The following is a 19,212-nucleotide window of genomic DNA, read 5'->3' on the forward strand; positions in this document are numbered from 1 at the left end:
CGACCTGCACCCAATCGTCGCCGCCCGAACAAAGCCCCCTTGTCATTGACACCGGTTTCCCATACCAAGCCGGGAAACAGTAGGCGTGGATGAGAGGGGCGTTGATGGATCAGGGGCAGGCGATTGCGCAGGCGTTCGTGGCGGCGCGGCGCGCGGCGCGCGGGTTGTCCGAATATCCCGGCCCGATCCCCGCGACGCTCGATCAGGCCTATGCCATCCAGGACCGCGCGATCGCGCTCGCGGGCGATGCGGTGGCGGGCTGGAAGGTCGGGCGGATCAATCCGCCGCTCGACGCCGAGTTGGGCAGCAACCGCCTCGCCGGGCCGATCTTCGCCGATCAGGTGACCGCCGCCGATGGCGGGCCGATGCCCGTCTTCGCCGAGGGTTTCGCCGCGGCCGAGGCCGAGTTCCTGCTGCGCATCGGCGCCGCGCCCGACCCCGCCAAGCTGAGCTATTCGCATGACGAGGCGTTGGCGCTGATCGATGCGGTGCATGTCGGGCTGGAGATCGCCAGCTCGCCCTTTCCCGGGATCAACGATCTCGGCCCGCTCGTCACCATCTCCGATTTCGGCAACAACCATGGGCTGGTGGTCGGCGCCGAAGTGCCCGGCTGGCGCGATCTCGGCTTCGTCGACTGGCCGGTGCGGCTGCTGATCGACGGCGAGGAGGCGGGCGCGGCCAACGCCGCGACCATGCTCGACGGGCCGGTCGGCGCCGCCGCCTTCCTGTTCGGCTGCCTCGCCGCGCGCGGCATCGCGCTTCGGCCCGGCCAGTGGATCTCGTCGGGCGCGGTGACCGGGGTCCACCCGGTCCGCGTCGGCCAGGCGGTGACGGCGCTGTTCGACGACGGGATGACGGTGAGCTGCACGATCGATGCGGCCACCCCTGAGGAGGATGTTTCGGAGGTGAATGATGAGCGCAAGTCAGGCTGACGCGGCCGCAACGCCAAGCGCGGAGGCGACGATCGGCCGCGCCGCCGCCAAGGCGGGGCATTATCGCTGGGTGATCGTCGGGCTGCTGTTCGCCGCGACCGTGATCAACTACGTCGACCGGCAGATGATCGGCGTGCTCAAGCCCGAGCTGATGCGCGATCTCGCCTGGTCGGAAACCGATTTCGCCTGGGTGATCTTCTGGTTCCAGGTCGCCTATGCGATCGGCTATATCGGCTTCGGCAAGATCGTCGACGTGATCGGCGCGCGTGTCGGCTACGCCGCCGCCTTCATCATCTGGCAGATCGCCCATATCGCGCATGGCGGCGCCTATTCGACCGTGCAGTTCGCCATGGCGCGCTTCGGCCTCGGCATCGGCGAATCGGGGAACTTCCCCGCGGGCATCAAGGCGGTAACCGAATGGTTCCCGGCGAAGGAGCGCGCCTTCGCCATCGGCATCTTCAACGCCGGCGCCAATATCGGCGCGATCATCACCCCGCTGGTCGTTCCGCTGCTGGTGGTCGCCTATGGCTGGCGGATGGCGTTCGTCATCACCGGCGTGGTCGCCTTCGTCTGGCTGGTCGCCTGGTGGGCGCTCTACCGCCGCCCGCGCGAGCATGCCCGCGTCAGCCAGGCCGAGCTCGCCTGGATCGAGCAGGACCCCGCCGATCCGGTCGAGCCGATCGGCTGGACCAGGCTTGCCCGCATGCGGGAGACCTGGGCCTATGCGCTGGGCAAGTTCTTCATCGATCCGATCTGGTGGTTCTTCCTGTTCTGGCTGCCGGGCTATCTGTTCGACCGCTACGACCTCAACCTGTTGACCTTCGGCCTGCCGCTCGCCGCGGTCTATCTGATCTCCGACGTCGGCAGCGTCGCCGGCGGCTGGCTGTCGTCGCGGCTGATGCGTGCGGGCAAATCGGCCAATTTCGCGCGCAAGCTGACCATGTTCATCTGCGCCTGCGCGGTGGTGCCGATCTTCTTCGCCCAATCGATCGACAATATGTGGCTGGCGGTGCTGGTGATCGGCATCGCGACCGCGGCGCACCAGGCCTTCTCCGCCAATCTCTACGCGCTGCCCGGCGACATCTTCCCGCGCGCGGCGGTGGGATCGGTGGTCGGCATCGGCGGCACCGTCGGCGCGATCGGCGGCATGCTGATGGCGCTCTATGCGGGCGCGGTGCTCGATCGGATCGGCAGCTATGTGCCGCTGTTCGCGGTCGCGGGCAGCGCTTATTTCCTCGCGCTGCTGGCGGTGCACCTGCTCTCGCCGCGGCTGGAGCCGGTGCGGGTGAGCGCTTAGAGGCCTAGCCGTCGCCCCTGCGAAGGCAGGGGCCGCAGTCGGCACATCCAGCGCTGGATGTGCCACAAACCCAGCGGCCCCTGCCTTCGCAGGGGCGACGGAATAACTACCGCTCCACCACGTCGCGCTTCATCGGGGCGAGCTTGGCGAGGAAGCGGTTCTGCGCGGCGAAGGGCACGCCTTCCGTCGCCATCGCGGCCTGCAAATTCTCGACCAGCCGGTTCATGTCGGCATGCTGCGTGCCCAGGTCCTTGTGCGAGGACTTCATGTCGCGCCCGGTGTAGCGGCAGCCGCCGTTCAATATGTAGCAGAACTGCTCGAACAGCGTGCGGCGCAGGCGGACCTGGTCGTGACCGGCGAAGATCTCGCCGATCTCCTCGTCGGCGAGATTGGCGTCGACGAAGCGATCGACGATGCGGCGGATGCCCTCCTTGCCGCCGAACGCCTCGAGCATGCCGGTGCCGGAAAAGGGCGTCGCGCCGGCGTTCGAATCCTTGATCTCATAGGGATCGACCGGCTCCTCGCCGGGGGATGGCGCGGTCTGGAGGAAGAGCGCGAGCGCGGTCAGCAGCATGGGAGGCTCCGGATCAGAAGGATGCTTGGAGGGAGAGGAACGCGCCGCGCTGCTTGGGCACGGTGGCGATCGAGCCGAGATCGGCATAGGCCGCGGTCGCGGTCAGGTTCCTGGTGATCGCATAGGCGGCGTAGAGGTCGAACCAGTCGTCCTCGCGCGCGACGCCCAGATTGTCGGGCTTGGTGCGGTACTCGCCGCCGATGACGAAGCGGCGCGACAGCTGATAGCCGAGGGTGCCCTCGAACTGGACCGAATAATCTTCGCCCTTGTCGCCGCCGAAGCCGAGCAGCCCGTTCTGGTTGGCCTTGGTCAGCCGCGCGGTCGCGCCGACGAGGATGCTGGTCGAAAGCGACAGCTTGGTCGCGGCGACGTAGAAATCGGTGCCCTCGGTCTCCTTCGCGCCCACCGCGCGGGCGACCCAGCCGTCCAGGTTGCGCTTGTGCTGCACGCCGACCGCGACCTGCGGCGCCCAGGGCGAGCCGTAGACCGCATCGCCGAACAGGCGGACCTTGGCGCCGAACACGTCCTGGCGCAGCACATAGTCCTGGCCGATGCCCAGCGCCGCGCCGATATCGCGGGTGTTGAAGTTCTGCCGGGCGTAGGAGAGCTCGACGCGGTCGAACAGGCCGATCGCCGCGCCGTGGCTCTGCCAGTCGTAATCGGGCAGCACGACGATCGAGACGTGCGCCGATCCGCCGATGCCGTCGGTCGTCTCGTTGCCGGCGATCAGCGCCCAGGTGGAGATGCCCCCGCCCGATGCGCCCTCGATGGTCGTGACGCCGTTGGTCAGCAGCAGCTTGCCGCCCTGGCGAAGCTCCTCCGCCGCGGCGGGAACGGCGATCAGCACCGCCGCGGCGCAGGCCATGATCTTCGCAAAATACATGCTCGTCCCCCTTACGCAGGCGCCTTAACGCAAGATGGTTAACGAGGGGTTCGCGCCCCAAATCTTCAATCTGCGTTAAATCATTGGCGCTAGCGCGGATGGATGATGTGGGGTTCGAAACAGGGCATGATCGCCGCTTTGCTGCTCGTCGCGGCCGGTTTCGGCTGCGCGTCCTGGGCGGCCGCCGATGCGACCTTCGCGATCACCATCCGCGACGCCAACGGCGTCCCCGTGCACGACGCGGTGGTGACGATCGTGCCCGCGGGCGGCGTCGGCGACCGGCCGGTGCGCTTCGCCTGGGCCAACCGGATGGTGCAGAAGGATATCGCCTTCAACCCCGGCACGCTGATCGTGCCCGTCGGGGCGGAGGTCGGCTTTCCCAATGCGGACAAGGTGCGCCATCACGTCTACAGCTTTTCCAAGGCGGCGAAGTTCAATCTGAAGCTGTTCGGCCGCGACGAGACGCGCAGCCACCGCTTCAGCGTCGCGGGCAACGTCGCCTTGGGCTGCAACATCCATGATCGGATGAAGGGCTATATCAAGGTGGTCGACACGCCGTTCGCGGCGAGGACCGACGAATATGGCCAGCTGCGCATCGCCGGCCTTCCCGGCGGCCGCGCGACGGTCAAGGTATGGCACCCGCTGCAGCGCGCCAAGGACGGCGAGAGCAGCTACCAGATCGATATTCCCGCGGGCGGCGTCGCCAACAAGGATCTGTCGCTGGCGATGAGGCCGCGATGATCCGCGCCTGGCTGCCGCGTCATTCGCTCACCAGCCGGATCACGGCGATCTATGCGACGCTGTTCGTCATCGCCTTCGCTGCGGTGATCGGCATCGCCTCGATCGGCATCGACACCTATGTCCAGCGGCAGCTGGTCAAGGAAATGGGCGCGAGCGCATCGGTGTTCGACCGCATCTGGCGCGAGCGCTACGATCAGATGGCGTCGGCCGGGCGCGTGCTCGCCGCCGATTTCGGCTTCCGCTCGGCGGTCGCGGTGGACGACGCGGCGACGATCGAATCGGCGCTCGACAGCCTCAAGACCCGGCTCGACATACCGGTGGCGTTCGTCGTCACCACCGACGGGCGCGTGATCGGCGTGGACGATGCGGCGATCCAGGCGCGCGCCGACACGATATGGAACGACCTGGACGGCGGCGCGGAGAGCGGCATCATGGCGCTGGGCGGCGCGATGTTCGGCGCCGTCGCCGCGCCGATCGAGGCGCCCGATCGAATCGGCTGGCTGGTCTTCGCGCAGCCGCTCAACACCGCCGACATGGCCGATTTCGCGAAGCTCTCGCCGATCCCCGTCGCCGCCAGCGTGGTCCGCGCGGACGCGCTGCCGGCGATGCTGCGCGAGGGCACGGGCGTCGCCGACAACGAGGTCAAGGCCAGGGAGGGCGGCGAGACCGCGCTCTACCGCGCGACCCCGCTCGCCAGCTTCGGCGGGAAGGGCGAGCCGCACCTGCTGCTGCGCTATTCGCTGACCGACGCGCTCGCCGAATACCGGCCGATGCTGTGGATCCTCGCCGGCACCGCGATCGCCGGGCTGCTCTTGACGCTGATCGGCAGCTGGCTGGTCGCGCGCGGCGTCGTCCGCCCGGTGCGCGCGCTGGAGGCGGCGGCCCGGCGCGTCAGCCTGGGCGACAACGCCAGCGTCGCGGTCGGATCGGAGGACGAGCTGGGGCGGCTGGCCAGCACCTTCAACTTTATGGTCGAAGCGATCGTCGAGCGCGAGACGCGGATCACCCATATCGCGCTGCACGACACGCTGACCAACCTCCCCAACCGCAAGCTGTTCCGCGAACAGCTCGATCAGGCGCTCCGCCGCATCGGCGGCCGGGGCAAGCTCGCCGTCGTCTATCTCGATCTCGACCAGTTCAAGTCGATCAACGACACGCTGGGCCATCCCACCGGCGACGCGCTGCTGCGCGCCGTCGCCAAGCGGCTGGCGGAGGACCTCGACCGCGCGATCATCGCGCGGCTCGGCGGCGACGAGTTCGCCGTGATGGTCGAGGATGTGCGCGGCGACGCCGATTTCAACATACTCGCGCGGCGCATCACCGGCATCTTCGACGAGGTGTTCGATATCGAGGGGCACAAGCTGCGCACCGCGACCAGCATCGGCATCGCGGTCGCGCCGGCCGACGGCATGGACGTCGATCAGCTGATCAAGAACGCCGATCTCGCGCTCTATCGCGCCAAGCAGCAGGGGCGCGGCACCTATCGCTTCTTCGAGCCGCTGATGGACGCGCAGGCGCGCGCGCGGCGCGACATGGAGGCGGATCTGCGCACCGCCATCGCCGAGCAGCAGTTCGAGGTGCATTTCCAGCCGCTGTTCAACCTCGCGCGCAAGGAGATTTCCGCCTTCGAGGCGCTGGTGCGCTGGCAGCATCCGGTGCGCGGGCTGATCCCGCCGATCGAGTTCATCCCGCTCGCCGAGGAGACCGGCCTCATCATCCCGATCGGCGAATGGGTGCTGCGCGAGGCGTGCCGCCAGGCGATCACCTGGCCCGAGGACATCCGCGTCGCGGTCAACGTCTCGCCGGTCCAGTTCCGCAACACCGGGCTCAACGCCATCGTGCTCCAGGCGCTGACCCATGCCGGGCTGGCGCCAGACCGGCTCGAACTCGAGATCACCGAATCGCTGTTCATCGAGAATGTCGAGGCGACGCTCGCCTCGCTCCACGCGCTGCGCGCGATCGGCGTGCGCGTCGCGCTCGACGATTTCGGCACGGGCTATTCGTCGCTGAGCTATCTGCGCGCCTTCCCCTTCGACAAGATCAAGATCGACCGCTCGTTCATCGTCGATCTGCTGAAGGAGGACGGATCGACCGCGATTATCCGCTCGATCACCGCGCTCGCCGACGCGCTGGGGATGGAGACCACCGCCGAGGGGGTGGAAGAGGTCGAGCAGGTCGACATATTGCGCGAGCAGGGCTGCTCCAGCATCCAGGGCTATCTCTTGTCCAAGCCCGTGCGCGACGATGAGGTCGCGGGCTTCATCCGGCAATTGCAATCGCGCGCCGACGCCTTCCGCGCGGCCGCATAAAAGCATCTCGATTCGCGACCGACCTGTGTTAGCCTCCGCCGACGGCGGCACAGGGAGCGCGGCGGATGGCGACCGGTTTCACCCTCAACGGCAAGGCGGTGTCGTTCGACGGCCCGCCCGATACGCCTCTCCTCTGGGTCATTCGTGACGCCCAAGGACTGACCGGCACCAAATATGGCTGCGGCGTCGCCCAGTGCGGCGCGTGCACGGTGCATCTCGACGGCAGGAACCGGCGGTCGTGCGTCACGCCGGTCAGCACCGTCGCGGGCAAGTCGGTCACCACCATCGAGGGGGTGCGCGGGGCGGAGGCCGAGGCGGTCAAGCGCGCCTGGATCGCGCTCGACGTGCCGCAATGCGGCTATTGCCAGTCGGGCCAGGTGATGTCGGCGATCGGGCTGCTCACCGCCAAGGCCGATCCGTCGGACGAGGATATCGATCACGCCATGGCGGGCAATATCTGCCGCTGCGCCACCTATGTCCGCATCCGCCAGGCGATCAAGGACGCGGCGAAGGCGGTGGCGGCATGAACGCGGTCACGCCAACCCGCCGCGCGGTGCTCGCCGGGGCGAGCGGCAGCCTGGTGCTGGGCTTCAGCCTGCCCGCGCGCGCCCGCGCGGCGCAGCCCGCCAGGCCCTTCCGCCCCAACGCCTTCGTCTCGATCGCGCCCGACAGCAAGGTCACGGTGATGATCAAGCATGTCGAGTTTGGCCAGGGCCCCTCGACCGGCCTCGCCACACTCGTCGCCGAGGAGCTCGACGCCGATTGGGGCCAGATGCGCGTCGAGCAGGCGCCGGCCAACGATCCGCTCTACAAGAACCTCGCCTTCGGCACGATGGGGACGGGTGGGTCGACCGCGATCTCCAACAGCTGGATGCAGATGCGCACCGCCGGCGCGGCCGCGCGCGCGATGCTGGTCGCGGCGGCGGCGAAGCGCTGGGGCGTGCCGGCGGCGCAGGTGAAGGTGGCGAAGGGCGTGGTCAGCCACGGCGCGCGCACCGCGAGCTTCGGCGAGCTCGCCGCATCGGCCGCGACGATGCCCGTCCCCGAAAAGCCCGCGCTCAAGGACCCGGCGGACTTCACCCTGATCGGCACGCGGCTGCCCAAGCTCGACACCCCGGCCAAGACCGACGGATCGGCGATCTTCACCATGGACGTGTCGCGGCCGGGCATGATCCACACCGCGATCCTCCACCCGCCCGCCTTCGGCGCGACGCTCGAGCGCTTCGACGGCGCGGCGGCGCACGCGGTGCCCGGGGTGATCGCGGTGCGCGCCGTGCCGCAGGGCGTCGCGGTCTATGCGAGGGACAGGCACGCCGCGCTCACCGGCCGAAAGGCGCTCACCGCCGAATGGGATTTCGAGCAGGCGGAGACACGGTCGAGCGCGGAGATGGAGCAGGCCTACGCCGCCCGCGCGCGCACGCCGGGGGTGCAGGCGGGCGGGCATGGCGATCCCGCCGCGGCGCTCGCCGCCGCCGCGAAGACGATCGAGGCGGAGTATTTCTTCCCCTTCCTCGCCCATGCGACGATGGAGCCGCAGGATGCGGTGATCGAATGGCGGCCGGGCAAGGCCGATGTCTGGCTGGGCAGCCAGTTCCAGGTGGGCGAGACCACCGCCATCGCCAAGACGCTTGGCGTGCCCTTCGAAGGCATGAGCCTGCACAACCAGTTCTGCGGCGGCAGCTTCGGCCGCCGCGCGACGCCGGACATGGGCTTTGCGGTCGAGGCGGCCGCGATCGCCAAGGCGCACGGGCCGGGCGCGTACAAGCATGTCTGGACGCGCGAGAACGACATGCGCGGCGGGCGCTACCGCCCGCTCGGCATCCACCGCATCCGCGGCGGGATCGACGCCGAGGGGCGGATCACCGCCTGGGATCACGTCATCGCGATGCAGAGCTTCATGAAGGGCACCCCGATGGCCGGCCCGGAGATCGCCAAGGGCCTCGACGGCAGCGCGACCGAAGGCGCGCACGAGCTGCCCTATGCCGTGCCCAACCATCGCTGCGGCTATCATATGATGGAGAACGGCGTGCCGACCCTGTGGTGGCGCTCGGTCGGCCATACCCATACCGGCTATGCGGTGGAGACCTTCGTCGACGAGCTGCTCGCGCTCGCGGGGAAGGACGCGGTCGAGGGGCGGCTGACGATCCTGGTCGACAAGGAGCCGCGCTATGCCGGGGTGCTGCGCCGCGTCGCCGAGATCGCCGATTGGTCGGGGCCGAAGGCGCAGGACGGCCGCACGCGCGGCGTCGCCCTGGTCAAGAGCTTCGGCAGCTATGTCGCGCAGATCGCCGAGGTGTCGCGCTCGGACGAGGGCATCCCCCGCGTCCACAAGGTCTGGGCGGCGGTCGATTGCGGCATCGCGGTCAATCCCGATGTCATCGCCGCGCAGGTCGAGGGCGGGCTCGGCTACGGCTTGGGGGCGGCGCTGTTCAACGAGCTGACGATCGAACCGGGGGGGATGGTGCGCGAAGGCAATTTCGACAGCTATCGCTGCCTCAAGATCGCCGAGATGCCGGCGGTCGAGGTGTCGATCGTCAAGTCGGCCGAGAACCCGACCGGGATCGGCGAGCCCGGCCTGCCGCCGGTCGCGCCCGCGGTCGCCAACGCCTGGCGCGCGCTGACGGGCAAACCGGTCCACCGGCTGCCCTTCGTCAAGGGAGTGGTGGCATGAGCCCGCGCGTCATCGGGCTGTCCGCGCTCGCCGGCGCGACGCTGGCGCTGCCGCTCGCGCTCGTCGCCGCGCCGCAGGAAAACGGCCTGCGCAATCCGGCCGACTTCGCCTCGATCGCCGACCGGAACCAGCGATCGGCCGCGATCTTCACCGAAATGGGCAAGGTGCTGACCCACCCCCGCTGCGTCAATTGCCATCCGCGCACCGATCGGCCGCTGCAGGACGACAGGGGCGAGCCGCACATGCCCGCGGTGGTGCGCGGCAATGCGGCGGGCACGGGCGCGCCGGGGCTCGAATGCGCGACCTGCCACGGCCCCGCCAATGTCGCGTTCGAAAGCGGCGTGGGCAGCGTTCCCGGCCATCCGTTGTGGCACCTCGCGCCGATCGAGATGGCGTGGGAAGGCAAGTCGCTCCGCCAGATCTGCGAGCAGTTGAAGGACCGGCGGCGCAACGGCAACAAGACCCTCGCCGAGCTGCACGAGCACAACGCGCATGACAGCTTGGTCGGCTGGGGCTGGAATCCCGGCGAAGGCCGCACTCCCGCGCCCGGCACCCAGGCCGAATTCGGCGCGCTGACCAAGGCGTGGATCGACACCGGAGCGCACTGCCCGGCGTGAGGTTCGCCGATGGGGTAAAGCCCTCAGGCCGCCGCGCTGCGGCGGGTCTCCGCGAGCAGCGGGTAGAGCTCCTCGTCCTCGCATTTCACCCGCGCTTCGAGCGCGGCCAGCAGCGTGCGCACCGCGCGGCAATAGCCGGGCCAGTCGCCGGCGATCGCGTCGCCGGTCCAGTCCGCCATATGCTCGTTGAACTGGTCGCTCAGCCGGCAGAGCTCGGCCTTGTAGCGCCGCGCCACCGCGGCGACGCCGGGGCGCGGGTCCTTGTCCAGCCGCGCATAGACATGCGCGTCCTCCAGCGCGAGGTGGCGCGTCAGCGTGCGCGCCAGCCCCCAACGGCACCGGCCGAGCCCCCCCGGGTCGGTCAGCGTCGGCGTGCTGGTGCGCTTGAGGAGCTCGCCGGCGATCCGGGTGAGCTCGCGGTGATCGTCCCGCAACTGATCGTACATCGAATCGGACCTTCGGATCGGAGGGTCCCCACAGCCCCAGCTATTGATGGTAGCGGTTAACAAATTGGCCATCCGCCGGGTTGAGGGCCGATGCTTTCCATGCGAATTGAGAATTTAATGGCCCAACTCGTCGCCCCTGCGCAGGCAGGGGCCTCAGTCGGCAAGCGCAACGTTGGATGTGCCACAAACCCAGCGGCCCCTGCCTGCGCAGGGACGACGAGGGAGGAACGACCTCTACCCGCCCGGCGGCGGCTGCGGAGCGGGCGGGGCGGTCGGCGGCGCGTCGGGCTCGGCCTGGACATCGAAGCCGTTGGGGCCGATGCCGAGATTGAGGTTCAGCCCCTCCAAATCGGTCTCGATGCGGATGCTGTCGTTGCCGATGACGAACAGGTTGGCGGGATCGTCCTCCAGCTCCACCTCGGGCTCCTCGCGCGGCGCGGCGCGCGCGGGGGCGAGGTCGAGCGCGCCGGTCATGAAGTCGCGCCAGATGCGCGCCGGCACCGTTCCGCCGGCGAGCCCCGGATTGGGGCTGTTGTCGTCGTTGCCGACCCACACCCCGACCACGAGGTCGCCGGCGAAGCCGACGAACAGCGCGTCGCGATAGTCCTGCGTCGTCCCGGTCTTGCCATAGGCGGGAACCGGCAGCCGCGCCTCATGGGCGGTGCCGCGATCGACCGCCGCGCGCAGGAAGGTCTTCATGTCCTCCTGCACCTCCGCGCCCATCGATCGGTCCGGGTCGCGCAGCCGCTGCCACAGCGACCGGTCCTGCGGCGGCAGGCCGTGCGCGCGCACCGGATATTGCCCGGCGGCGACCGCGGCATAGGCGGCGGTCAGCTCGATCAGCGTCATCTCCGACGTGCCGAGCGCGATCGTCGCGTCGCTGCCGATCGGCGTCGTCACCCCCAGGTCGCGCGCGGCGCGGGCGACCGCGGCGGGGCCGACCTCGTTGGTCAGCTGCGCCGCGGCGACGTTGGACGAGGCGGAAAAGGCGCGGCGCAGGCTGATCTCGCCGCGATAGACCCCGCCGTCATTCTTGGGCGACCAGTCGGCGATGGTGATCGGCTCGTCCGCGATCATGTCCTCGGGCGTCTTCCCCGCGCGCAGCGCCGCCAGATAGACGAACAGCTTGAAGGTCGATCCCGGCTGCCGCTTGGCCTGGGTCGCGCGGTTGAACGGCGATTTCTTGTAGTCCTTGCCGCCCAGCATTGCGACGACGGTGCCGTCGGGCCGCATCGCCACCAGCGCCACCTGCGCCTTGTTCAGCCCCGCGCGGTTGACGACGCGCACCGCCAGCCGCTGCAGATCGCGGTCGAGCGTGGTCGCGACGCGCGTGTCGCCGTAAGCCGGCCCCGCCGCCTCGCGCGCCATCGGCATCACCCAGTCGGCGAAATAGGTGCCGGTGGGCAGCTGGTCGGTGCGGTTGACCTTCAGCCGCGCGGGCCGCACCGCCTCCGCCTCGGCCTCGCTCAGGAACCCGGCGTCGGCCATCGCGCCGACCACCAGCGCCTGCCGCTCGCGCGCGCCTTCGAGGTTGCTCGTCGGGGCGAGCCGCGATGGCGCCTTGACCAGCCCCGCCAGCATCGCCGCCTGGGCGATCGTCAGGTCTTCGGGCGCCTTGCTGAAATAATGCTTCGCCGCCGCCGACAGGCCGTAGACATTGTCGCCGAAATAGGCGGCGGAGAGATAGCGCGACAGGATCTCGTCCTTGGTCAGCCACGCCTCCAGCCAGAAGGCGATCAGCGCCTCGCGCGCCTTGCGCCCCGTGGTGCGGTCCGACGAGAGGAAGGCGAGCTTCGCCAGCTGCTGGGTGATCGTGCTGCCGCCCTCGACCACGCCGCCCGCGCGCGCATTGTTCCACGCGGCGCGGACGATGCCGCGCGGATCGACGCCCCAATGCGTGCGGAAGCGGCGGTCCTCGATCGCCATGAACGCCTCCGGCACATGCGCGGGCAGCTTGGCGACGTCGACCGGCGGACCGATGATCGCGCCGTGCCGCGCGATCGGCGTGCCGTCGGAGGCGAGCAGCGTGACGCTGGGCGGCGCGATCGGCTCGAGCGATTTCGATAGCGGCGCGGTCACCGCCAGCCAGGCGACCGCGAGGACGAACAGCACGATCAGCGCCGCCACCCCGCGCATGAACCAGCGCCACTTGGACGTGCGCGGTTTGGCCGGGGGGGCGGGGGGCAGCCCGTCGGCATAGGCGGGCGCGCTCGTCAGGTCGGGCGCGGCGCGGCGCAATTCGTCGGGAAAGGGATCGATCATGCGCATCGCCGTGGGAACTGTGTTACTACACTAAGACAGCGCGAGCAAGTGTGCGCACGTCGGGGTGTGGCGCGCGCCCGCGCCGATGGCAAGCGATTGCCGCTTGGCCCGATGCAAGGGGGATTGGCAGCCGCGCCTTCACCGCATACCCCGCATCTTGCATGAAACCGCTCTCCGGCATCCGCGTCATCGAGCTCGCCCGCATCCTCGCCGGGCCGTGGTGCGGGCAGCTGCTCGCCGATCTGGGGGCGGAGGTGATCAAGGTCGAGCGCCCCGGCGCGGGCGACGACACGCGCCACTGGGGCCCGCCCTTCCTCCACGACGCGGATGGCAGCAACCTCGACGCCGCCTATTTCCACGCCTGCAACCGCGGCAAGCAGGGGCGCGGCATCGATATCGCCACGGCCGAGGGCCAGGCGGAGGTCCGCGCGCTGGTCGCGGAGGCGGACGTCGTCATCGAGAATTACAAGGTCGGCGGCCTCGCCAGATACGGGCTCGACCACGCCAGCCTGTCGGCGCTCAATCCGCGTCTCGTCACCTGCTCGATCACGGGCTTCGGCCAGACGGGGCCCTATGCCCACCGCGCCGGCTACGACTTCATCATCCAGGGCATGGGCGGGGCGATGTCGCTGACCGGCGAGCCAGACGGCGCTCCGCAAAAGGCCGGCGTCGCCTATGCCGACATCTTCACCGGCGTCTATTCGGCGGTCGCGATCCTCGCCGCGCTGCGCCGGCGCGACGCGACCGGCAAGGGCACGCATATCGACATGGCGCTGCTCGACACCCAGGTCGGCGTGCTCGCCAACCAGGCGCTCGGCTGGATGGCGAGCGGCGCGACCCCGCGCCGCTGGGGCAACGGCCACGCCAATCTCGCCCCCTATCAGGCGTTCGACGCGGCGGACGGCGCGCTGATCGTCGCGGTCGGCAATGACGGCCAGTTCGCCAGGCTGTGCGGCATTCTTGGGCTGGAGGCGATGGCGACGGACCCGCGCTTCGCGACCAATCCCGCGCGCGTGGTCAACCGCGACGCCATGCTGCCGCTCCTGTCGGAGGCGATCGCGCGCTGGCGAAAGCAACCGCTTGCCGACGCGCTGGAGGCGGCGGGCGTCCCCGCCGGGCCGATCAACACCGTGCCGGAGGTGTTCGCCGACCCGCAGGTCGTCGCGCGCGGCATGAAGATCGACGCGGGCGGCGTCCCCGGCCTCGCCAGCCCGATCGTCATCGACGGCGTGCGCATGGCGAGCGACCGCCGCAGCCCGCCCCGCCCCGCAAACGATTGATGCGGCCGCTGGAAATTGCCGTCGCCGGCTGCGGACCGGCCGGGCTGGCGGCCGCGTTGCTGCTCCACCGCGCCGGCCACCGCGTCACGCTGTACGACCGGTTCGAGGCGCCCGAGCCGATCGGCTCGGGGCTGATGATCCAGCCGACCGGCCAGGCGGTGCTCGCCGCGCTTGGGCTGGAAGACGAACTGATCGCCCGCGGCGCGCGGATCGACCGGCTGGTCGGCTGGGCGGGCAAGCGCACCGTGCTCGACGTGCGCTACGATTGCCTGCGGGGGAAGCGCTTCGGCATCGGCATCCACCGCGCGACGCTGTTCGCGCTGATGCACGACGCCGCGCGCGCGGCGGGCATCCGCTTCGTCACCGGGCATGAGATCACCGGCTGCGAGCCGCGCGGCGACGGGCGCGTGCTGACCTTCGCCGACCGCGCGGTGACTCGCCCCTACCAGCTCGTCGTCGACGCGCTCGGCGCGCGCAGCCGATTGCGGGGAGAAACCGGCCGCGCGCTCGCCTATGGCGCGCTCTGGGCCAGCCTCGACTGGCCCGATGCGGGCTTCGACACCGCAGCGCTGCAGCAGCGCTACCGCGCGGCGCGCGTCATGGCGGGGGTGCTGCCGATCGGTACGCCGCCCGGCTTCGAGCGCCCACAAGCCGCCTTCTTCTGGTCGCTGCGCGCCGACCGGTTGGAGGCGTGGCGCGCCGCCGGGCTCGCCCGCTGGAAGGCGGAGGTGCTCGCGCTGTGGCCCGAAACCGCGCCGCTGATCGATCAGATCGCCGATCCCGATCAGCTCACCTTCGCGCGCTACGCCCACCGCACGCTCGCGGCCCCGTGCGAGCTGGCGATGATCCATATCGGCGACGCCTGGCACGCGACCAGCCCGCAGCTCGGCCAGGGCGCCAACATGGCGCTGCTCGACGCCTGGGCGCTCGCCCGCGCGCTCGATGGGGCGAGTGCCGATCTGGCGCGCGCCCTGAACCGCGCCGTCGCGCTCCGCCGCCGCCACGTCCGGCTCTATCAGGCGCTGTCGCTGCTGCTGACGCCGGTCTACCAGTCGGACGGCCGCCTCGTCCCCTGGCTGCGCGACTGGCTGGTCGGCCCCCTGTCGCGCACCTGGCCCGTCCCCCAGATCCAGGCGGCCATGGTCAGCGGCCTCGTCGCCAACCCCCTCCGCCGCCTGGGGCTGTAGCGCGCTTGCCAAATCCGTCGCCCCTGCGAAGGCAGGGGCCGCCAGGTTTGTGGCACATCCGGCGCCGCCCATGCCGGCTGCGGCCCCTGCCTTCGCAGGGGCGACGGCGTTGAGCCGCAACCGCCCCACCTCCACCGCACCTTTCCTTCGTCACCCGGACTTGTTCCGGGGTCCATGTCTCCGCAAGCGCCCGCAGCCATTGTTCTCGCGAACACGGAACGAATCCGGGGGACGGGGAAGGGTGCGGTGGTGCTCGCGGCGTCCAAACCTCCGCGTCTCCGCGTGAAAAGCCTTCTCTCCCTACCCACGAACCCCGCGCAAACTTTTCGCTTGCTTTTTGATAACCAATATGGTTATATACATAAATGAGCACGAACCAAGCGCACGCGCCGGCCACACAGGCGCATGAACCCGTCCTCGACGCCGAGGACGATCGCCCCGAGGCCGATCTGCACCATTGCGCGGAGCCCTATGGCTGGACCCCCTTCAACCAGGCGCTGTTCCTCATCATGTCGGCGGAGGGCGAGACGGTCGAGCACGCCGCCTCGTGCTGCGGGCTCACCGCGTCGAGCGCCTATGCCTTGCGCAAGCGCGCGTCGGGCCAGGTCTTCGCGCTCGGCTGGCAGGCGGCGCGCGTCCTCGCGCGTGAGCGGCTGGCCGATCTCGCCTTCACCCGCTCGGTCGAGGGCTGGGACGAGGTCGTCACCCGCACGCGCACGCGCGATGAGGATGCCGACACCGTCACCACCAGCCGCCGCCGTATCGACAACGGCCTTCTGAGCCGCCAGCTCGCCCGGCTCGACGCGCAGGCGCGCGAGGACGGGCCCGACGCCGCCGCGCGCATCATCGCGCGCGAGTTCGACGCCTTCATCGATCTGGTCCGCGCCGGCGCCAGCCCCGCGCGCGTCGGCCTGTTCCTCAGGAACCACGGGCTGGGCAAGCTGCCCCCCGCGCTCGAGCCGCTGGTCGCGCTCGCCCGCGCGGACACCATGCTGCGCGCGGGCGCCGGCCTCGCCGCGGAGGTCGATGTCGCCGATCTCGATCCGGCCGACCGCGCGCATTGGACCGCGGACCAGTGGCGCCGGGCGGAGGCCGCCGGCCTCGTCACGCTCGCCCCGCCGCCCCCGGCGCCGGCGAACGATGCGTTTGAGGGTCAAATTTCTCAAGCGGCCGTCGACCGCCAGATCTGGTACGATCATGAAGAGCGTGCATGGCGCACCGATTTTCCGCCGCCGGCCGATTATGACGGGATCGAATGGGGCGATTATGGCGAAGACGATTATCATCGCGAGCTGAGCAATGCCGAACAGGCGGTGGTGGACGCCGACGAGGCGGCCGAGGTGGACGAGCGGCGGACCGTCGAAACCGCCCTGCGCGACGCCTATTTCGGCTTCGCCGGCGGTGCTCCGGCGCCCGATGAGGACGAAGAGGACGACGCGCCGTTCCCCGAGGCGTCGTCGCCTGACGCGTCGCCGGCCGACGCCTTCTCGCCGCCTGCGGAACCCGCGCCTCCGCCCCCGGTTGAACCGGGATGCGCGCCTTCGCCTCGCTGCTCGATGCTCTGATCTACACGCGCTCGCGCAATGCGAAGCTGAAGCTGATCGCCGATTACCTTGTCGCCACGCCCGATCCCGATCGCGGCTGGGCGATGGCGGCGCTGACCGGCGATCTCGATCTCCCCGCGGTCAAGCCCGCGATCGTCCGCGCGATGGTCGAGGAACGGGTCGATCCGGTGCTGTTCCGCCTCAGCCGCGATTATGTCGGCGACACCGCGGAAACCGTGTCGCTGCTCTGGCCCGAGCCGCCGGTCGCGCCCACCGACGCGATCGATCTGTCGCTGGGCGCGGTGGTGGGCGCGCTGATGCGGCTCGGCCGGGCGGACGCGCCCGCGACGCTCGCGGCGTTCATGGACCGGATGACCCCGCCCGAACGCTTCGCGCTGTTGAAGCTCGCGGGCGGCGGGCTTCGCGTCGGCGTCTCGGCGCGGCTCGCCAAGACCGCGCTGGCGCAGGCCTTCGCGCTCGACGTCGATGCGGTGGAGGAGGTGTGGCACGGCATCCGCGCGCCCTATGCCGAGCTGTTCGACTGGGCCGAGGGGCGGGGCGAGCAGCCCACGCCCGCCAACACGCCCGTCTTCCGCCCCTTCATGCTCGCCCACCCGCTGGAGGACGCGCGCGTCGACCTCGCCGACTATGCCGCCGAATGGAAATGGGACGGCATCCGCGTCCAGCTCGTCCGCACCGGCGGCGAGACCCGGCTCTACAGCCGCACCGGCGACGACGTCACCCGCAGCTTCCCCGATGTCGCCGCCGCCTTCGACGCGGAGGGCGTGCTCGACGGCGAGCTGCTGGTGAAGGGCGAGGCGCAGCGCGGCGAGGCCGCCAGCTTCAACGCGCTCCAGCAGCGGCTGGGGCGCAAGACCGTGTCGGCGAAGATGCTCGCCGACTATCCCGCCTTCGTCCGCCTCTACGACATTTTGCTCGAGGGGGCGGAGGATCTGCGCGGCGCCGCCTGGACCGAACGCCGCGCCCGGCTGGAGGCCTTCGTCCCCCGGCTCGATCCCGATCGCTTCGATCTCTCGCAGGTGATCGAGGCGGCAGACTTCGACGCGCTGGAGGCGATCCGCGCCGGCGCGCGCGATGCCGCGATCGAAGGCGTCATGCTCAAGCGGCGCGACAGCCCCTATGTCGCCGGCCGCCGCGCGGGGCTGTGGTACAAATGGAAGCGCGATCCGCTCACCGCCGATTGCGTGCTGATGTACGCCCAGCGCGGCAGCGGCAAACGGTCGAGCTATTATTCGGACTATACCTTCGGCTGCTGGACGGAGGACGGCGAGCTGCTCCCCGTCGGCAAGGCCTATTCGGGCTTCACCGACGAGGAGCTGAAATGGCTCGACCGCTTCGTGCGCAACAGCACCGTCCAGCGCTTCGGCCCCGTGCGCGAGGTGGAGAAGGCGCTGGTGCTGGAGGTCGCCTTCGATTCGATCCACGAATCGAAGCGTCATAAATCCGGCCTCGCCATGCGCTTCCCCCGCATCGCCCGCATCCGCCGCGACAAGCCGGCGAGCGAGGCCGACCGCATCGACACGCTCAAGCGGATGATCGCGTGATGGTCGGCCTTTTCCGCGCGCACCGTACCGCCTCGCCGTCCTTGATCATTAAGGGCGGCGGGTCATTGCGCCCGTCCGATCGGCTCGCCCACGGCGATCTCGAACAGCGTCGGCCAGGTCTTGCCCGTGACGAACAGCCGCTTGCCGGCGGGATCGTAGGCGATGCCGTTCGCCACCGCGTCCCGATCGGCCATCGCGACCTCCGCGACGAGCGGGCGCAGATCGATCAGGCCGGTGACCTTGCCGCTCGCCGGATCGATCCGCGCGATGAAGCCGGTCATCCACACATTGGCGAGGATCTCGCCTTCGACGAATTCCAGCTCGTTCAGCTGCGTCAACGGGCGGCCGTTCAGCGTGACCGCCACCGACCGGCGTTCGGTGAAGCCGTCCGGGTCGATGAAGCGAAGCCTGTCGGTGCCGTCGGACAGCACCAGGCTGGCGCCGTCGCTGGTCAGCCCCCAGCCCTCTCCGACATAGCTGAAGCGCCCGGTGCGCCGCAGCGAGGCGCGATCCCAGCGGAACGCTTCGCCCGTCGTCCAGGTCACGCTGTAGAGCGCGTCCTTCCAGCAGGCGCTGCCCTCGCCGAAAAGATCGGCCGGGATCGGCGCGCGCGCGATGATCTTGCCGCTCGCCGGGTCCACCCGACGGACATCGGACCGCCCGACATGCCCGGTGCTTTCGTACAGCACCCCGTCGCACCACGACAGGCCCTGGGTGAAGGCGGCCGGATCGTGCGGGTAGCGCGCCACGACGGACACGCCGGCGACCGGCACGCTCTCCGGCGCGGTCGCCGGCGGCGCGGATTGCGCCGCCAGCAGCAGCAGCGCGGGCAGAAGGATCGATCGATGCACGGCGCAGCCGGTCTCCAGATGCGAAAAGGGCCGAACCATCCATCGATGGTCCG

Annotated in this window: 16 protein-coding genes; 11 read left to right on the forward strand and 5 right to left on the reverse strand. The window is 70.1% G+C overall.

The window, feature by feature from the left end; translation table 11 throughout:
* Positions 1–104: 104 nt before the first annotated feature.
* Together D1610_RS13330 and D1610_RS13335 are read left to right on the forward strand one after the other, a co-directional pair.
* Positions 105–932, forward strand: coding sequence for a 2-keto-4-pentenoate hydratase (locus D1610_RS13330; protein WP_118864853.1), 828 nt, complete (start codon positions 105–107; stop codon positions 930–932).
* Positions 913–2,229: an MFS transporter gene (locus D1610_RS13335; protein ID WP_222927018.1), complete on the forward strand. Its 1,317-nt coding sequence runs from the start codon at positions 913–915 to the stop codon at positions 2,227–2,229. Before D1610_RS13330 ends, D1610_RS13335 begins: the two co-directional genes overlap by 20 nt.
* Before the next feature lie 106 nt (positions 2,230–2,335).
* Here the strand turns inward: D1610_RS13335 and D1610_RS13340 are convergent, their stop codons facing one another.
* Both D1610_RS13340 and D1610_RS13345 read right to left on the reverse strand, forming a co-directional pair.
* Entirely contained in the window at positions 2,336–2,803 is a 468-nt protein-coding gene (locus D1610_RS13340; RefSeq protein ID WP_118864694.1) for a group I truncated hemoglobin, read from the reverse strand.
* A gap of 13 nt (positions 2,804–2,816) precedes the next feature.
* Entirely contained in the window at positions 2,817–3,686 is an 870-nt protein-coding gene (locus D1610_RS13345; protein ID WP_118864695.1) for a DUF3034 family protein, read from the reverse strand.
* Positions 3,687–3,812: 126 nt separating this feature from the next.
* Between D1610_RS13345 and D1610_RS13350 the strand changes: the two genes are divergently transcribed.
* The 5 genes from D1610_RS13350 to D1610_RS13370 all read left to right on the forward strand — a co-directional run bounded on the left by D1610_RS13350 (position 3,813) and on the right by D1610_RS13370 (position 10,024).
* Positions 3,813–4,427, forward strand: a complete 615-nt coding sequence (locus D1610_RS13350) for a cupredoxin domain-containing protein (RefSeq protein ID WP_118864854.1) — start codon at positions 3,813–3,815, stop codon at positions 4,425–4,427.
* Positions 4,424–6,736: a putative bifunctional diguanylate cyclase/phosphodiesterase gene (locus tag D1610_RS13355; RefSeq protein ID WP_118864696.1), complete on the forward strand. Its 2,313-nt coding sequence runs from the start codon at positions 4,424–4,426 to the stop codon at positions 6,734–6,736. The genes D1610_RS13350 and D1610_RS13355 overlap by 4 nt, the downstream gene beginning before the upstream one ends.
* Positions 6,737–6,801: 65 nt before the next feature.
* Entirely contained in the window at positions 6,802–7,263 is a 462-nt protein-coding gene (locus D1610_RS13360; protein ID WP_118864697.1) for a (2Fe-2S)-binding protein, read from the forward strand.
* Positions 7,260–9,407 (forward strand): xanthine dehydrogenase family protein molybdopterin-binding subunit, encoded by a 2,148-nt coding sequence (locus D1610_RS13365; protein ID WP_118864698.1) that lies wholly within the window; start codon positions 7,260–7,262, stop codon positions 9,405–9,407. The genes D1610_RS13360 and D1610_RS13365 overlap by 4 nt, the downstream gene beginning before the upstream one ends.
* Complete coding sequence (locus D1610_RS13370) at positions 9,404–10,024, forward strand: Isoquinoline 1-oxidoreductase subunit (RefSeq protein ID WP_222927017.1); 621 nt, start codon at positions 9,404–9,406, stop codon at positions 10,022–10,024. Before D1610_RS13365 ends, D1610_RS13370 begins: the two co-directional genes overlap by 4 nt.
* A gap of 23 nt (positions 10,025–10,047) precedes the next feature.
* Here the strand turns inward: D1610_RS13370 and D1610_RS13375 are convergent, their stop codons facing one another.
* Together D1610_RS13375 and D1610_RS13380 are read right to left on the reverse strand one after the other, a co-directional pair.
* The gene (locus tag D1610_RS13375; protein WP_182466833.1) at positions 10,048–10,470 is read right to left on the reverse strand and encodes a hemerythrin domain-containing protein; all 423 of its coding nucleotides are present in this window, start codon (positions 10,468–10,470) and stop codon (positions 10,048–10,050) included.
* A 234-nt stretch (positions 10,471–10,704) separates the two neighbouring features.
* Entirely contained in the window at positions 10,705–12,732 is a 2,028-nt protein-coding gene (locus D1610_RS13380; protein ID WP_245942235.1) for a transglycosylase domain-containing protein, read from the reverse strand.
* A 161-nt stretch (positions 12,733–12,893) separates the two neighbouring features.
* On the opposite strand from D1610_RS13380, the gene D1610_RS13385 reads away from it, so the two are divergent.
* From D1610_RS13385 to D1610_RS13400, 4 genes are all read left to right on the forward strand, one after another.
* The gene (locus D1610_RS13385) at positions 12,894–14,012 is read left to right on the forward strand and encodes a CaiB/BaiF CoA transferase family protein (RefSeq protein WP_118864701.1); all 1,119 of its coding nucleotides are present in this window, start codon (positions 12,894–12,896) and stop codon (positions 14,010–14,012) included.
* Complete coding sequence (locus tag D1610_RS13390; protein WP_118864702.1) at positions 14,012–15,199, forward strand: FAD-dependent oxidoreductase; 1,188 nt, start codon at positions 14,012–14,014, stop codon at positions 15,197–15,199. The genes D1610_RS13385 and D1610_RS13390 overlap by 1 nt, the downstream gene beginning before the upstream one ends.
* A gap of 365 nt (positions 15,200–15,564) precedes the next feature.
* On the forward strand, positions 15,565–16,764 hold the full coding sequence (locus D1610_RS13395; protein WP_118864703.1) for a hypothetical protein: 1,200 nt from the start codon (positions 15,565–15,567) through the stop codon (positions 16,762–16,764).
* A complete protein-coding gene (locus D1610_RS13400; RefSeq protein ID WP_118864704.1) occupies positions 16,731–18,308 on the forward strand; it encodes a cisplatin damage response ATP-dependent DNA ligase in 1,578 nt (525 codons plus the stop codon). Before D1610_RS13395 ends, D1610_RS13400 begins: the two co-directional genes overlap by 34 nt.
* 62 nt (positions 18,309–18,370) lie before the next feature.
* Here the strand turns inward: D1610_RS13400 and D1610_RS13405 are convergent, their stop codons facing one another.
* On the reverse strand, positions 18,371–19,198 hold the full coding sequence (locus D1610_RS13405; protein WP_245942237.1) for a glutaminyl-peptide cyclotransferase: 828 nt from the start codon (positions 19,196–19,198) through the stop codon (positions 18,371–18,373).
* Positions 19,199–19,212: the final 14 nt, after the last annotated feature.

Origin of the sequence: Sphingomonas gilva, assembly GCF_003515075.1 — a bacterium.
In the GTDB taxonomy this organism is placed as follows: domain Bacteria; phylum Pseudomonadota; class Alphaproteobacteria; order Sphingomonadales; family Sphingomonadaceae; genus Sphingomonas; species Sphingomonas gilva.

Excerpts from the sequence above, each read along its gene's own strand:
- D1610_RS13385 (WP_118864701.1), top strand. The coding sequence starts at position 12,894 with ATGAAACCGCTCTCCGGCATCCGCGTCATCGAGCTCGCCCGCATCCTC.
- D1610_RS13365 (WP_118864698.1), top strand. The coding sequence starts at position 7,260 with ATGAACGCGGTCACGCCAACCCGCCGCGCGGTGCTCGCCGGGGCGAGC.
- D1610_RS13360 (WP_118864697.1), top strand. The coding sequence starts at position 6,802 with ATGGCGACCGGTTTCACCCTCAACGGCAAGGCGGTGTCGTTCGACGGC.
- D1610_RS13395 (WP_118864703.1), top strand. The coding sequence starts at position 15,565 with ATGAGCACGAACCAAGCGCACGCGCCGGCCACACAGGCGCATGAACCC.
- D1610_RS13380 (WP_245942235.1), bottom strand. The coding sequence starts at position 12,732 with ATGATCGATCCCTTTCCCGACGAATTGCGCCGCGCCGCGCCCGACCTG.
- D1610_RS13340 (WP_118864694.1), bottom strand. The coding sequence starts at position 2,803 with ATGCTGCTGACCGCGCTCGCGCTCTTCCTCCAGACCGCGCCATCCCCC.
- D1610_RS13355 (WP_118864696.1), top strand. The coding sequence starts at position 4,424 with ATGATCCGCGCCTGGCTGCCGCGTCATTCGCTCACCAGCCGGATCACG.
- D1610_RS13345 (WP_118864695.1), bottom strand. The coding sequence starts at position 3,686 with ATGTATTTTGCGAAGATCATGGCCTGCGCCGCGGCGGTGCTGATCGCC.
- D1610_RS13330 (WP_118864853.1), top strand. The coding sequence starts at position 105 with ATGGATCAGGGGCAGGCGATTGCGCAGGCGTTCGTGGCGGCGCGGCGC.
- D1610_RS13375 (WP_182466833.1), bottom strand. The coding sequence starts at position 10,470 with ATGTACGATCAGTTGCGGGACGATCACCGCGAGCTCACCCGGATCGCC.
- D1610_RS13405 (WP_245942237.1), bottom strand. The coding sequence starts at position 19,198 with ATGGTTCGGCCCTTTTCGCATCTGGAGACCGGCTGCGCCGTGCATCGA.
- D1610_RS13335 (WP_222927018.1), top strand. The coding sequence starts at position 913 with ATGAGCGCAAGTCAGGCTGACGCGGCCGCAACGCCAAGCGCGGAGGCG.
- D1610_RS13370 (WP_222927017.1), top strand. The coding sequence starts at position 9,404 with ATGAGCCCGCGCGTCATCGGGCTGTCCGCGCTCGCCGGCGCGACGCTG.
- D1610_RS13390 (WP_118864702.1), top strand. The coding sequence starts at position 14,012 with ATGCGGCCGCTGGAAATTGCCGTCGCCGGCTGCGGACCGGCCGGGCTG.
- D1610_RS13350 (WP_118864854.1), top strand. The coding sequence starts at position 3,813 with ATGATCGCCGCTTTGCTGCTCGTCGCGGCCGGTTTCGGCTGCGCGTCC.
- D1610_RS13400 (WP_118864704.1), top strand. The coding sequence starts at position 16,731 with ATGCGCGCCTTCGCCTCGCTGCTCGATGCTCTGATCTACACGCGCTCG.